Source organism: Streptomyces sp. NPDC093089 (assembly GCF_044754405.1).
GTDB lineage: Bacteria > Actinomycetota > Actinomycetes > Streptomycetales > Streptomycetaceae > Streptomyces.
The window spans coordinates 1-14,237 of sequence record NZ_JBIVPA010000019.1 but is presented as its reverse complement, the minus strand read 5'-3'; the positions used below and the strand labels follow the sequence as shown (position 1 = coordinate 14,237).

Below are 14,237 nucleotides of genomic sequence, written 5' to 3'. Positions count from 1 at the left end.
GGAGGGTGATCGCTCAGAGCGAACGAGCGTGCGGGAACATTCCTGGGCTCAGACGAATTGAGTCGGTACAGCTCAACTTGAATGCCGAAGGGGAGATCATGGCTGCTGAGTCCATGCCGTCCGTGCCGCTCACTTTGCCCGTCCTGCCGCTCGACGACGAGGTCGTGCTGCCCGGCATGGTGGTGCCGCTCGACCTGTCCGACAACGACGTGCGCGCCGCCGTCGAGGCCGCCCAGGCCGCCGCGCGGCCCGGCGCCGGAAAGCCGCGGGTGCTCCTGGTGCCCCGCGTCGACGGGACCTACGCCGGAACCGGCGTCCTGGGCATCGTCGAGCAGGTGGGGCGGCTGTCCGACGGCGACCCCGGCGCGCTGATCCGCGGCATCGGCCGCGTCCGCATCGGTGCCGGCACGACCGGCCCCGGCGCGGCCCTGTGGGTCGAGGGCGGCACGGTCGAGGAGACCCTGCCCGACCCGCTGCCCGGCGCCGTGACCGAACTGGTCAAGGAGTACAAGGCGCTCGCCACGAGCTGGCTCAAGAAGCGCGGGGCCTGGCAGGTCGTCGACCGCGTCCAGCAGATCGACGGCGTCGGCGCCCTCGCCGACAACTCCGGATACTCGCCCTTCCTCACCGTCGAGCAGAAGGTCGCGCTCCTGGAGGCCGCCGACCCGGTCGCCCGCCTCCGGCTCGCCACCGCCCAGCTCCGCGAGCACCTCGCCGAGCAGGACGTCGCCGAGACCATCGCCAAGGACGTCCAGGAAGGCGTCGACAAGCAGCAGCGCGAGTTCCTGCTCCGCCGCCAGCTCGAAGCCGTCCGCAAGGAGCTCCGCGACCTCAACGGCGAGGCCGAGGGCGACGAGTCCGACGACTACCGCGCCCGCGTGGAGGCCGCCGACCTGCCCGAGAAGGTCCGCGAGGCCGCCCTCAAGGAGGTCGAGAAGCTGGAGCGGTCCAGCGACCAGTCCCCGGAGGGCTCCTGGATCCGCACCTGGCTCGACACCGTCCTCGAACTGCCGTGGAACGAGCGGACCGAGGACGCCTACGACATCCGCGGCGCCCGCGCCGTCCTCGACGCCGAGCACGCCGGCCTCGACGACGTGAAGGAGCGCATCACCGAGTACCTGGCCGTGCGCAAGCGGCGCTCCGACCGCGGCCTCGGCGTCGTCGGCGGCCGCCGCGGCGGAGCCGTGCTGGCCCTCGTCGGCCCGCCCGGCGTCGGCAAGACCTCCCTCGGCGAGTCCGTCGCCCACGCCATGGGCCGCGAGTTCGTCCGGGTCGCCCTCGGCGGCGTACGGGACGAGGCCGAGATCCGCGGCCACCGGCGCACCTACGTCGGCGCCCTGCCCGGCCGGATCGTGCGGGCCGTCAAGGAGGCCGGGTCCATGAACCCGGTGGTGCTGCTCGACGAGATCGACAAGGTCGGCTCCGACTTCCGGGGCGACCCGGCGGCGGCGCTCCTCGAAGTCCTCGACCCGGCGCAGAACCACACCTTCCGCGACCACTACCTGGAGGTCGAACTCGACCTCTCCGACGTCGTCTTCCTCGCCACGGCCAACGTCCTCGAAGCCATCCCCGAGGCGCTCCTGGACCGCATGGAGCTGGTCAGGCTCGACGGCTACACGGAGGACGAGAAGGTCGTCATCGCCCGCGACCACCTGCTCCCGCGCCAGCTGGAGCGGGCCGGTCTGGAGTCCGGCGAGGTCGTCCTGGAGGACGCCTCCCTGCGGAAGCTGGCCGGCGAGTACACCCGCGAGGCGGGCGTCCGCACCCTGGAGCGGTCGATCGCCCGGCTGCTGCGGAAGGTCGCGGCCCAGCACGAACTGGGCGACCGCGAGCTGCCGTTCACCGTCGCCCCGGAGGACCTGCGGGAGCTCATCGGACGACCGCGCCACGTGCCCGAGTCGGCGCAGGACCCGGCCGAGCGGCGCACGGCCGTGCCGGGCGTCGCCACCGGACTCGCCGTGACCGGGGCGGGCGGTGACGTGCTCTTCGTCGAGGCGTCGCTCGCCGACCCGGAGACCGGCGCCGCCGGTCTGACCCTCACCGGTCAGCTGGGCGACGTGATGAAGGAGTCGGCGCAGATCGCGCTCTCCTTCCTCCGCTCGCACGGCGCGGAGCTGGAGCTGCCCGTCACCGGCCTCAAGGACCGGGGCGTGCACATCCACTTCCCGGCGGGCGCCGTCCCCAAGGACGGCCCGAGCGCGGGCGTCACCATGACGACCGCCCTCGCGTCCCTGCTCAGCGGCCGTCTGGTCCGCACGGACGTGGCCATGACCGGCGAGGTCTCCCTCACCGGCCGGGTGCTCCCGATCGGCGGCGTGAAGCAGAAGCTCCTCGCCGCGCACCGGGCGGGCATCACCACGGTCGTGATCCCCAAGCGGAACGAGGCCGACCTGGACGACGTCCCGGCCGAGATCCTGGAGAAGCTGGAGGTCCACCCGGTGACGGACGTCCGGCAGGTCCTGGAGATCGCGCTCGCCCCGGCGGCGGTGCCGGTCGGCGTGGCCGCGTAACTCCCGGTCGAGAGCGGGGTGTCCGTCGGGGACACCCCGCTCCGGCGTGTCCGTCGGGGACACCCCCTCCGGCGTGTCCGGATGTCAGTCGGGGCTGGCATCCTCGTACACATGAACGACGACGCCTTCTGGGCCCTCATCGACGAGTTGAGCCGCCGCCCCGGTGACCGGGACGAGCGGCTGGAGTGGCTGCGGGCGGAGCTGATACGGCGTCCGGCCGCGGAGAGCGTGGCGTTCCAGGTGTGTCTCGAGGAGGCGTGCGAGGGCGCCGACACGCGCGCGGTGTGGACCGCGGCGAACCGGGTCGAGGGCGGCGCCTGCACCGACGACGGCTTCCACTACTTCACGCTCTGGCTGGTGGGGCAGGGGAGCGAGGTGTACGCGTCGGTGGTCGCCGACCCGGACGCGCTGGCCGACCTGCCCGGCGTGCGGAGCCTCGCGGGCCGGCACCCCGACACCTGGGACGACGACGAGTGGCCCGAGTGGGAGGAGCTCGACTACGTCGCGCAGGACGCGTTCGACGAGCTGACCGGCCAGGAGGACGACGAGGGGGACGAGTTCCTCGACGCGGTCGAGGAGCTCGCGGAGGAGAGGGGGGAGCGGGAAGAGGACGAGCTGCTCCGGGGGTCCCGGCCGGAGGGGTTGGCGATACCCCGGCTCACCGCCCTCTTCCCGCTCCGGTCGTCCGGCTCCTAGGAGACGCCGGGACGCCCGGGGGCGGCCGGGGGCGCCCGGTGACGGCCAGGCGTCCCTGGTGTCCCCGGTGTCCCCGGCGTCCCCGGGGGCGTCAGGAGGCGGACGGGTTCCGGCGGCGGCCCAGGAGCAGGCTGCCGGCCGCGAAGGCGGCGACGGCGCCCGCGCCCGCGAGGGCCAGGGGGAGCGGCGAGGAGGGGGTCGCGGCGGCCTCGGCGGAGAGGGCCGGGGTCTGCTCGTCGCCGCCGTGGCCCGCGTGGCTCACGGTGGACAGCTCGGCGCCCGCCGCGATCTTCGCCTCGGTCGGGGCCTTGGCCTGGGTGCCCGTGCCCGCCGCCGCGGCCGCGCCGAAGGTGACGTCCGAGCAGCTGTAGAAGGCCTCGGGGCTGTCGTTGCGCTGCCACACCTGGTAGACGATGTGGCGGCCGGTGCGGGCCGGCAGGTTGCCGGTGAAGTTGTAGTAGCCCTCGGTCGAGGTGCGGGTGGTGTTGAAGACGGCGACGGGGGTCGCGTCCAGGTCCGACCACTTGAGCGGCTGCGTCGGGTCGAAGCCGGCCTTGGTGATGTAGATCGTCATGGTGCCCGAGTGGGGCGCGGTCACGCGGACCTTGAAGTCGAAGGAGCCGGCGGCGACGGCCGTGGCCGGCCAGTCGGTGCGCGCCCAGTCCAGTGCGCGGTACTTGGCGCGGTTCGCCGAGCAGAGCTTGCCGTCCGGGATGAGGGCCTGGTGCTGTCCGTCGGCGTTGGCGATGTTGACCTCGTTCCAGTCGTACAGCGGCTGGGTGCCGGAGTCGGCGACGAGGTCCTTGCACACCTGTGACTTGGGCGTCTCGGGGCCCTCGGCGTAACAGGCGGCCACCCGGCTGACGGGGTTGAAGACCGCCCCGTGGGCGCCGGCCGTCGTGGGGGTGAGGGCGACGAGTGCGGCCGCGGACAGGGTGGCGGCGACGGCGGAGGTGCGGCGGTAGGAGGCCATGCGGGGGCTCTCTCTCGTGCGTGGGGGAGTACGGGACGAGCAACGCGCGCTGGGTGCGCGGAAGTTGCCTTCCGCACGACCGGCGTAGAGCTTCGCATTGGTCCATACCAATCGGCAAGGGAGTGGATCGAAAAAGCCGCGACGGCCCCCCGGGGTGCCGCACACCCGGGGAGCCGCCGCGGACCGGTCGACGCGTCGAAGGCCAGGTCAGCCGTTCGCCAGCGCCTGTACGCGCGAGTAGTCGCCGTTGAAGTGGTTGTGGTCGCCGACCGTCGGGCCGGACGACGTGTACTGCCAGATCGTGTAGTACGGCCAGCCGGCCGGGAGTTCGCCGACCTCCGCGGCGTACCGCGCGATCCACAGCGGGTTGGTGCTCGCGAAGGCCGCGGAGTTGCCGGTGCACTGCTTCCACCAGCTCGTCGCCGTGTAGATGACCGGGTCGCGGCCCGTCCGGTACTTGTACCGGTTCACGAAGTCCCGGATCCACGCGACCATCCCGGACTGCGTCTTCCCGTAGCAGGTCGCGCCGTACGGGTTCCACTCGATGTCGAGCACCCCCGGCAGCGTCTTCCCGTCCTTCGACCAGCCGCCCCCGTTGTTCACGAAGTAGTCGGCCTGGGCCGCGCCGCTCGTCGTGTCCGGGGTGGCGAAGTGGTACGTGCCCCGGATCATGCCGACGTTGTACGAGCCGTTGTACTGCTGCGTGAAGTAGGTGTTCTTGTAGTACGTGCCTTCCGTCGCCTTGACGTAGGCCCACTTGACCCCGCTGTTCCACAGCGTGGACCACGCCACGTTGCCGTTGTGGCTGGAGACGTCCACGCCTTCCGTCTGGGCGGCCAGCGTCGCCGCGCCTCCGCCGGGCTTCACGCCCTTCCCGTCGTGCGCGATCACGCCCATGCCCATGTAGGCCGAACCGCGCGCCGGCGCGACCCGGCTGCCCGGGTCCTGGGCGGCGCCGGCCGGACCGGCGAGGGGGAGGAGGAGTGCCAGGGCCGCGACCGCGGCACCGGCGAGGGTCGTTCCGGATCTGTGCACACGCATTGCGTGCCTCCGAAAGGCTCGGTGGGGGGAGCTCTGCAGGGAAGCGGACACGCGCCGCCGACACGTCATGGTGTGGACATGTCAGCCATCCGTCGCCGACGACGCTACGCACGTAGACCCCTCGGCGGAAGGGGATCCGGATGCCGCCGTTGGTCTACTCCTGCGAAATACTGAAGGAGCTGCGGCGATGGCCGCGGCGCGAAAGAAACTTTCAGCCGCCGGAAACCGGCGGCAGGGCCGCGGGGCGGCCACCGGGGAACACGCGGGAGGTGCTGACGTGCACGGAAGCGGTACGGGAAGTGAGGGCCGGACCTCCGGGGACGGCGCGCGGAACGCCCAGACGGGTGCGGCTCCCGGGAGCGATGCGCGAGGCGCCCGGGCGGGTGCGACTCCCGGAGGCGGTGTGCGAGATGCCCGGTACGGCGCCGCTCCCGGAGGCGCTGTGCGAGATGCCCGGGACGGCGCCGCTCCCGGCAGCGGCCTGCGAGACGCCCGGGTCGGCTCGGCCCCCGGGGTGGACCCCGAGTTCCTGGCGCTGGAGCGGGAACTGGCGGTCTTCCTGCGGCGGGCCAGGGCGCAGTCGGGCGAGATGGCGCGGGAGGTGCACCCCGAGCTGGAGCCCGCGGCCTACGGGCTGTTCGTGCGGCTCGACGAGGTGGGGCCGCAGCGCGCGACGGAGCTGTCCGGGTACTTCGGGGTCGGCAAGGCCACGATGAGCCGGCAGCTGCGCGCGCTGGAGGTGCTCGGCCTCGTCGTACGGGACCCCGACCCGGCCGACGGGCGCGCCTCGCTGGTGCGGCTCACGGAGGAGGGGCGGGACCGCTTCCGGCACGTGCGGGACGCCCGGCGGGAGCGGTACGTGCGGAAGCTGGTGGACTGGGACCGCGCGGAGGTCGCGGAACTGGCCCGGCTGCTGCACCACTTCAACGTGCGGTCGGAGGGCTGACCCCCTCCGGCGGGCCCGGCTCGACGTACGCCGCCGTGGCGGCTGCGCCACTTCGACGTACGGTCGGAAGGCTGAGCCCCTCCGGCGGACCCAGCTCGACGTACGCCGCCGTGGCGTCGTCGTGGCGCTTCCAGCGGTGGGAGCCACCGGTCTCCGCGTCGGCGGTCTCCAGCGCGCGCACCCGGCGGAGGAGTCCCGCGGGGCCCTCCTCGCGGAGGACGTTGAGGCAGTCCGTCCAGTCGCCGGCGCCGAAGAGCTCCACCCAGCGGCTCGCCCCGTCCGTGAGCGCGGCGAGGGACCGCACCCCGGTACGGGGGGTCGTGCCGGTCACCGCGCGCGCGGCGACCGCGGGATCGGCGGCGGCGGTGAAGAAACCGCCCTCCCGATTGCGAAGCCGGTCCGTCGCCGCGAGGGAGCGCCGCACCTCGTCCGGCACGCGGTCGAGCCGGTCGTCGAGCACCGCCCGGACCGTGCCGTCCGGTGCCTCCAGGAGGAGGGCGGAGTCCGAGAGGACGAGGTGCTCGACCGAGGCCGCGTCCCAACGCGCGAGGACCACGGTCGCCTGAGGCGTTCGCACGTGAGAAAGGTCACAGGTGTCGCGATGGGCGTCCGCGGTGCGCCGGATTGCCCGCGACAGGATCTCGGACAGGGGCATGTCCGGCCGGGAAGCGGACAGTTCGGTCAAAGCCCCCCCGAGGTGCGCGGTGAACCAGGGCACGGTGTGCACACAACCGTCATCACCCGCGGGGGGTGTGACGCCGTCGAGCAGGACGACGGTTCCCCCGCACCCCGCAGCGGGCAGAACAGCGGCCACCCAGTCCTCGTTGGGGCGTTCGGGGCTGCCGGGGAGGGTGGCGACGTCGCTGCGCATGAGGCCCAGTGTGCCCGCCCGCGATCCGGCGGCCGCGCGCTCCTTCACGGAACCCGCAAACGACCGGAAAAGGCCTGTACCAAAGGGCCGGGCGTGCCGCGCGGGGCGGAACGGACAGCTCCGCGGAGCTGCGGGCGGGCATCCTGCCAAAGCCCGCCCGGAAGATCCAACCGGGGGCCCGCGGGCGCCCGCGGGACACGCCCCCGGAAGTTGTTTGCCAACTCATGAGTGTTGTTCACTCGTTCGGGTGGCGGAGCGGCCGATGCGCGCCCCCTTCCCAGAAGCGCTGGAATGGTCGGAAGCCGTACCAGGGGTGGGGGCGCTCCATGTGACCGGTCGTCACCTCTGCTTTGTGGGCGGACGAGTCAAGAATGCGAGCACCGGTGCAGATGAAGCGGCCTCGGAGCAAGAACGGCACGCGGAGCCAGGCCCCCGGTGCGGAGCCGACCCCGGACGGCGTCGCCACGCCGACCGCACAGCCCAAGACCCCCGCGGGACGCTCCAAGCGCGTCCGCAACCGCCTGGTCGCCGGCGTCGCCCTCGTCGGCGTCACCGTCCTGGCCGCCGGGGCCCCCGCGGTCCTCACGGCCTCCGGCGAGCTGACCGACTCCCAGAACCTGGTCACGCTCGCCGAGCTCGACCGGCAGGCCGTCACCCTGGCCCACTCCCTCGCCGACGAGCGCGACGAGGTCGTCGCGTACGTCGCGGCCGGCCGCGACGCCCAGACCGGCGCCGCCAAGAACCGGCGCCAGATCACCGACACCCGCTCCACCCGCGTCGACCGGCAGATAGACGAGATCCGGCCCGCCGCCCCCACCGAACTCCGGCGGGACCTCGCGGGCGTGCCCTCCATCCGCCGTGCCGCCCTCACCGGCAAGGGCACGGCCCTGGAGGCCCACAAGGCGTACTCGGACGTCATCACGAAGCTCCAGGCCCTCGCCGACGAGCTCGCCGACAAGACCCCGGCCCGCGCCGCCGACGCCTCGCTCACCGAGGCCACCCGCGCCCCGGCCGCCCTCGGCCGCGCCGTCGAGCAGGCCTCCGCCACCCGCGGCCTGCTCCTCGCCGCGCTCGCCGTGCCGCAGCCCGAACCCACCGGGGAAGTCCACTACGACCCCACGACCGGCACCTACGTCCCCGACGAGCCCGAGGGTGCCGCGGAGGCCACCCGCGCCCGCGACGCCCTCACCGCCGCCGCCCAGCTGGCCCGCGTCCGCGAACTCGCCGCCCTCGGTGACTTCGACCAGGCCGCCGGGTCCGCCGCCCGCGACTCCCTCGCCGCCACCGTCACCGGCCCCGACGTGAAGAGCGCCGAACGCTCGCTCGCGGCCCTCACCGACCAGCCCCGCCTCACCGAGGCCGAGCGCGCGACCGACCTGCCCGGCCTGGACGCCGCCCTCTCCGCCCGCATCGAGCAGATGCGCGGCGTCGAGTCCGCCCTCGCCGCCGCGCGCGTCGAGCGGCTCGGCGGGCTCCGCGACGACGACGTCACCGCCCTCGAACTGCGCCTCGCCTACCTCGCCGGCTGCTTCCTGGTCGCGATCGGCATCTCCACCTACGTCGCCCGCACCCTCACCCGGCCCCTCGCCGTCCTCCGCATCGGCGCCGCCCGGCTCGCCGCCGCCCCGACGCCGCAGACGGAGGAGCCGGTCAGCTTCACCGGCCGCAACGACGAGTTCGCCCAGGTCGTGCGCTCCCTCAACACCCTGCACGGCAAGCTCGCGGGCCTCGCCGCGCACACCGAGCGGCTCACCGACGAGCGGGCCGACCTCACCGCGGCCAAGGAGGCCGTCGGCGCCGAGCTCGCCGCCCAGCGCGCCGACCTCCAGGGCCGCGTCGCACTCCTGACCGCCGACCTCGAACGGCTCCGGAGCACCGTCCACCACACCTTCGTCAACCTCTCGCTGCGCAGCCTCGGGCTCGTCGAGCGCCAGCTCGCCGTCATCGAGAAGCTGGAGGAGCGCGAGCAGGACCCGGACCGCCTCGGCACCCTGTTCAAGCTCGACCACCTGGCGACGGTCATGCGCCGCCACAGCGAGAACCTCCTGGTCCTCGCCGGCCACGAGCACGTCCACGGGCACGCGGGCCCCGTCCCGCTCGTCGACGTCCTGCGCGCCGCCGTCAGCGAGATCGAGCGGTACGAGCGGGTGACCATCCAGTCCCTGCCGCCGCACGCCCAGGTCGCCGGGTTCGCCGCGGACGACCTCAGCCACCTGGTCGCGGAGCTCCTGGAGAACGCCACCTCCTTCTCGCCGCCCGACGCCGAGGTCCAGCTCTCCGGCTGGCTCCTGGAGACCGGCGAGGTGATGCTCTCCGTGCAGGACGCGGGCATCGGCATGACCGCCTCCCGCTTCGCCGAGCTCAACGCCCGGCTGGCCGAGGCCGATCCGGACGCCTTCGACGGCGAGGGCCTCGGCATGCGGGTCATCGCCCTGCTCGCCGCCCGCCACGGCGTGCGCGTCGAGCTCCGCGAGCAGCAGTCGGGCGGCACGGCGGCCGTCGTGGTCCTCCCGCTGCCCCTGCTGCCCACCGCCCCGCCGGCCACCGTGTCCCATCCCGTACGGGTGGCGGGCACGGCGCCCACGATCCACCTCCCCGGCTCGGCCGCGGAGGCCAACTCCAACACCCTGCCGTCCCGCACCCGCGACCCCCTCGTCGAGGCCGCCGAGCGGGCCATCCTCGCGGCGGAGGCGGCGGGCGAGGTGACGGCCCGCACTTCCGAGCCGGAGCCGGAGTACAGCCCGGAGCCGGAGTACAGCCCGGAGGGTGAGTACGTCCCGGAGGGTCAGCACGCCTCCGAGCCGGAGTACGGCCCGGAGCGGGAGGACGCCTCCGCGCCGGAAGCCGAGCAGGAGTACGCCTCCGAGCCCGAGCCGGAGCCGGTGTACGCCTCCGAGCCCGATCCGGTGTACGCCCCGGAACCGGAGCCCGAGCCGGTGTACGCCCCCGAACCCGAGCAGCAGTACGAGCCCGAGCCCGCGTACGCCCCCCTCGGAGAGTCCGTCTCCGAGACCACGCTCCAGGTGCGGCTGCCCGACCCGCCGCCGGAGCCGGACGCCCACGAGCGCGCGGCCGAGCACGTCGAGGCCGCCCACCGGGTGGAAGCCCCGGCGGCCGTCGAGCCCGAGCCCGCGCCGGTGGCCGACCCCGCGATCGATCCGGTGACCGACCCCGTGATCGACCCGGCGGTGCCCGGGCCGCGCCCCGCGCAGTGGGAGCGGGTCACCGACAAGGGCCTGCCGAAGCGGACCCCGCAGGTGGTCCGTCAGCCCGGCACCGCCGCCACCACCCGTAAGAGCGGCGTGGACGCGGAGGCGCTGCGACGGCGCCTCGGTGGCTTCCACCAGGGAGCCAAGGCCGGACGACGCGACGTGGAGGTCGAGTTGGGCACGGAGCGGATGGACACGGCGGGGACCGAGGCCATAAGGACTGCACGTACAGGGGAGACGGCGGGGGACACAGTCGAGGAGGCACGCAGTTGACCGCGACGGGAACGTTCGGACTGAGCACGGAGGCCCGCAACCTGCAATGGCTGCTGGGCAATCTGGTCGAGGAGGTGCCCGGCGTCCGCTCGGTCGCCGTGGTCTCCTCCGACGGCCTCCTGCTGCTGTCGTCCGACCCGGCAGTCCAGGAGGCCACGGCGGCCGCCGACGAACCCGCCCGCCCGGGCGGGCCGCGCGGCTCCAGCGCCGACCTGGCCACCATCGTCTCCGGCATCGGCAGCCTGACCATCGGCGCCGCCCGGCTGATGGACGGCGGCGGGGTCAAGCAGACGATGGTGGCGATGGAGGACGGCAGCGTCTTCGTGATGTCGATCAGCGACGGCTCGCTGCTCGGCGTGCACGCCACGCCCGACTGCGACATGAGCGTCGTGGCGTACCACATGGCGCTCTTCGTGGGCCGCGCCGGACACGTCCTCACCCCCGAAGTCCGCAGCGAGCTGCGCAAGTCGATGGAGAGCCCCCGATGACGTCCATGTCCTCGGCCCATCACGCCCACAGGCTGCCGGTACGGGGGGAGGGGCGGCGCCCCGCGCGCGTGCGCCCCTACTCGCTGACCGGCGGCCGGACCCGCTTCGGGCACATCCTGCTCGTCGAAACCTTCGTGGCGGCGCTCGAAGCGCCCGCCGCCCGCAAGGTCCTGACGGACGGCGGGCCCCTGGCCCGCGGTCTGATGCCGGAGATGCGGGCGATCGTCGAGATCTGCCGCCGGATGCGGACGGTCGCGGAGATCTCGGCGCTTCTCAAGATGCCGTTGGGGGTCGTCCGGGTGCTGCTCAGCGACCTGGCCGACCAGGGAAAGATCCGTGTGTACGGGACCGGTCACGGCACCGGCCAGCCCGACCGCGCGCTCCTCGAAAGGGTGCTGAGTGGACTCCGTCGTCTCTGACGCCTCCGCCGTCTCCGAATCACCGGCGGTCGCGGGCATTCCCGCGCAGCCCCAGGCCGACCTGTTCGCCCCCGGTGCCCGTGAACCGGGCATAGCCGGGCCGGACGCCGAGGACGGCGCCCAGGACTGGCAGCTCGACCACACCCGCGCCCCGATCGCGACGAAGATCGTCGTCGCGGGCGGCTTCGGGGTCGGCAAGACCACCTTCGTCCGCGCGGTCTCGGAGATCACCCCGCTCCAGACCGAGGCGCTGATGACCCGGGCGAGCGAGGACACCGACGACCTCACGGCGACACCGGACAAGCTCACCACCACGGTCGCGATGGACTTCGGCCGGATCACGCTCGACGACGACCTGGTGCTGTACGTCTTCGGCACGCCGGGGCAGCAGCGCTTCTGGTTCATGTGGGACGACCTGGTGCGCGGTGCGATCGGCGCGATCGTGCTGGCCGACACCCGCCGGCTCACGGACTGCTTCCCGGCCCTCGACTACTTCGAGAGCTGCGGACTGCCGTACATCGTGGCCGTCAACCACTTCGAGGGCACCGAGGCGTTCGAGCCGGAGGACGTCAGGGAGGCCCTGACCGTCTCCGCGGACGTGCCTGTGGTGATCATGGACGCGCGCAAGCGCTACAGCGTCGTCGAGAGCCTGCTCGCGATGGTCGCGCACGCGCTCGAAGCCACCCCCGAATAGCCGTCCCCGTCGGTCACAGTCGCCAGGAGCACCAGCCATGCGGAAGATACTCATAGTGGGCGCGGGCCAGTCCGGCCTGCAGCTCGCCCTCGGACTCCAGTCGCAGGGGTACGAGGTCACCCTCATGTCCAACCGGACGGCGGACGAGATCCGGTCCGGCCGCGTCATGTCCACCCAGTGCATGTTCGACACCGCGCTCCAGCACGAGCGGGACCTGGGGATCAACTTCTGGGAGTCCCAGGCGCCGCGCATCGAGGGCCTCGGCGTCTCCGTCGCCGGCCCCGACTCCGCCCGGCTGATCGACTGGGTCGGGAAGCTGGACGGGTACGCCCAGTCCGTCGACCAGCGCGTGAAGATGGCCGGCTGGATGGAGACCTTCGCCCAGCGCGGCGGCCAGCTGGTGATCCACGGCGTGGCCGTCGGCGACCTGGACTACTTCTCCCGCAGCTACGACCTGGTGCTCGTCGCCGCGGGCAAGGGCGAGCTGGTCTCCATGTTCGGCCGGGACGCGTCCCGTTCGCCGTACTCCGAGCCCCAGCGGGCGCTGGCCGTCGCGTACGTCCACGGCCTCGGCCCGCGTCCCGAGCACCCCGACTTCGACGCGGTCCGCTGCAACGTGGTGCCGGGCGTCGGCGAGCTCTTCGTCATGCCGACCCTCACCACCGGCGGCCGCGCCGACATTCTCTTCTGGGAGGGCGTCCCCGGTGGTCCGCTCGACGCCTTCCAGGGCGTCAAGGACCCCTCCGAGCACCTGGCGCTCACGCTGGAGCTGATGGAGAAGTTCACACCGTGGGAGTACGCCCGTGCCACCAAGGTCGAGCTGACCGACGGGGGCGGCACCCTCGCCGGCCGCTACGCGCCGACGGTCCGCAACCCGATCGGCCGGCTCCCCGGCGGCGGCCTGGTCCTCGGCGTCGCGGACGTCGTCGTCGCCAACGACCCGATCACCGGCCAGGGCTCCAACTCGGCGTCCAAGTGCGCCGCCGCCTACCTCGCCGCCATCGTCGAGCAGGGCGACAAGCCCTTCGACGAGGAGTGGATGCAGGGCGCCTTCGACCGCTACTGGCAGACCGCCCAGCACGTCACCAAGTGGACGAACGCCATGCTGTCCCCGCCGCCGGAGCACGTCCTCAACCTCCTCGGCGCCGCCGGCCAGCTCCAGCCCGTCGCCGACCGCTTCGCCAACGGCTTCAACGACCCCTCCGACTTCGAGGACTTCTTCTACGACCCCGAGAAGACCTCCGCCTACCTGGCGTCGGTCTCTGGAGCCTGACAAGCCCCCGACCTGCTGTTCAGGGGGTGCCGTCGGTGGTTGTCGGTCACCGGCGGCACCCCTTTGACGACCCGGGGACGGCCCGGGGACAAGCCTCCCCAATGGGTCACGAGACGACACCGTCCCGCTACCGGATCGAGGACGTGAGCGCAGCCGCGGCCCCACCCCCGCCGACGCAGTGAACGCAACTCTGCCCGCACCGGTCGAGGACGTCGACGGCGGCGCCCTCGTCGAGGTGCGCACCATCACCAAGCCCTGGATCGAGAGGTACCGGCACAGGGCCAAGCGGGTCGTGCTCGGCTATCTGGGCGCGATCCTCGCCGTGGCCGTGATCACCGCCATCGTGGGCCACGAGCGCACCGCCACGGCCGGCGCGGTGTTCACCGTGTGGCTCGGTGCCATGGCTGCCGTGCCCTTGCGGTTCGGCGCGATGGATCTTGGTTCGTGGTTCCACGAGACTCGCCTGCGCAGGCACGGTGTGACCGTCGTCGCGATGCGGGCGGACGCCCCCATGCGCCACCAGTGCGCGGACAGCAGCGGCACCACGCGTGTCATCTCCGCCCCGAGCCATGCCCCGTCCGTCCACATCGCCTACGACCCGCAGGACCCGTCGAAGGTGGCCGTACTCCGGGACCGAGCTCCGCGACTCCTCGAAATCACCCTGGGCCCCGGTGGCATCCTCCTCCGGCTCGGCGGGATTGCGTTCGTGCTGTACCTGGCCCGCATGGCGATCCTCGGCGAAACGCTCTCCTAGTGCTTTGACCGGTAAGGTTCGCCGGGTCGGCGGCCTGTTGGGTGACATGCGGTGACATGGTGGCGGCGATTCGCGCTATAGGATCTTGAG

At 73.1% G+C, this 14,237-nt stretch carries 11 protein-coding genes and 1 pseudogene; 9 read left to right on the top strand and 3 right to left on the bottom strand.

Annotated elements, in window-relative coordinates; translation table 11 throughout:
- Nucleotides 1-98 precede the first annotated feature (98 nt).
- Together lon and ACIQFX_RS34210 are read left to right on the top strand one after the other, a co-directional pair.
- A complete protein-coding gene (gene lon, locus ACIQFX_RS34215; protein ID WP_402471349.1) occupies nt 99-2,510 on the top strand; it encodes an endopeptidase La in 2,412 nt (803 codons plus the stop codon).
- A 111-nt stretch (nt 2,511-2,621) separates the two neighbouring features.
- Complete coding sequence (locus tag ACIQFX_RS34210) at nt 2,622-3,206, top strand: DUF4240 domain-containing protein (RefSeq protein ID WP_402471346.1); 585 nt, start codon at nt 2,622-2,624, stop codon at nt 3,204-3,206.
- Nucleotides 3,207-3,297: 91 nt separating this feature from the next.
- Here the strand turns inward: ACIQFX_RS34210 and ACIQFX_RS34205 are convergent, their stop codons facing one another.
- Both ACIQFX_RS34205 and ACIQFX_RS34200 read right to left on the bottom strand, forming a co-directional pair.
- A complete protein-coding gene (locus ACIQFX_RS34205) occupies nt 3,298-4,179 on the bottom strand; it encodes a lytic polysaccharide monooxygenase (RefSeq protein WP_402471343.1) in 882 nt (293 codons plus the stop codon).
- Between the two features lie 207 nt (nt 4,180-4,386).
- Entirely contained in the window at nt 4,387-5,220 is an 834-nt protein-coding gene (locus tag ACIQFX_RS34200; protein ID WP_402471342.1) for a lysozyme, read from the bottom strand.
- Nucleotides 5,221-5,701: 481 nt separating this feature from the next.
- Between ACIQFX_RS34200 and ACIQFX_RS34195 the strand changes: the two genes are divergently transcribed.
- Nucleotides 5,702-6,166 carry a MarR family winged helix-turn-helix transcriptional regulator gene (locus ACIQFX_RS34195; RefSeq protein WP_402471607.1) on the top strand — a complete coding sequence of 155 codons (465 nt, stop codon included), beginning with the start codon at nt 5,702-5,704 and terminating at the stop codon, nt 6,164-6,166.
- Between the two features lie 91 nt (nt 6,167-6,257).
- On the opposite strand, the pseudogene ACIQFX_RS34190 reads toward ACIQFX_RS34195, so the two are convergent.
- Nucleotides 6,258-7,037 (bottom strand): annotated as a pseudogene (locus tag ACIQFX_RS34190) (hypothetical protein); the annotation flags it as partial.
- A 371-nt stretch (nt 7,038-7,408) separates the two neighbouring features.
- On the opposite strand from ACIQFX_RS34190, the gene ACIQFX_RS34185 reads away from it, so the two are divergent.
- The 6 genes from ACIQFX_RS34185 (at nt 7,409) to ACIQFX_RS34160 (ending at nt 14,147) form a co-directional block, all read left to right on the top strand.
- A complete protein-coding gene (locus tag ACIQFX_RS34185; protein WP_402471340.1) occupies nt 7,409-10,519 on the top strand; it encodes a nitrate- and nitrite sensing domain-containing protein in 3,111 nt (1,036 codons plus the stop codon).
- Complete coding sequence (locus ACIQFX_RS34180) at nt 10,516-11,007, top strand: roadblock/LC7 domain-containing protein (RefSeq protein ID WP_402471338.1); 492 nt, start codon at nt 10,516-10,518, stop codon at nt 11,005-11,007. The genes ACIQFX_RS34185 and ACIQFX_RS34180 overlap by 4 nt, the downstream gene beginning before the upstream one ends.
- The gene (locus ACIQFX_RS34175; protein ID WP_376488911.1) at nt 11,004-11,426 is read left to right on the top strand and encodes a DUF742 domain-containing protein; all 423 of its coding nucleotides are present in this window, start codon (nt 11,004-11,006) and stop codon (nt 11,424-11,426) included. Before ACIQFX_RS34180 ends, ACIQFX_RS34175 begins: the two co-directional genes overlap by 4 nt.
- A gap of 61 nt (nt 11,427-11,487) precedes the next feature.
- Nucleotides 11,488-12,120 carry a GTP-binding protein gene (locus tag ACIQFX_RS34170; protein WP_402471605.1) on the top strand — a complete coding sequence of 211 codons (633 nt, stop codon included), beginning with the start codon at nt 11,488-11,490 and terminating at the stop codon, nt 12,118-12,120.
- 37 nt (nt 12,121-12,157) lie between these two features.
- Nucleotides 12,158-13,393 (top strand): styrene monooxygenase/indole monooxygenase family protein, encoded by a 1,236-nt coding sequence (locus tag ACIQFX_RS34165; RefSeq protein ID WP_402471335.1) that lies wholly within the window; start codon nt 12,158-12,160, stop codon nt 13,391-13,393.
- Between the two features lie 178 nt (nt 13,394-13,571).
- On the top strand, nt 13,572-14,147 hold the full coding sequence (locus ACIQFX_RS34160; RefSeq protein WP_402471334.1) for a hypothetical protein: 576 nt from the start codon (nt 13,572-13,574) through the stop codon (nt 14,145-14,147).
- Nucleotides 14,148-14,237: the final 90 nt, after the last annotated feature.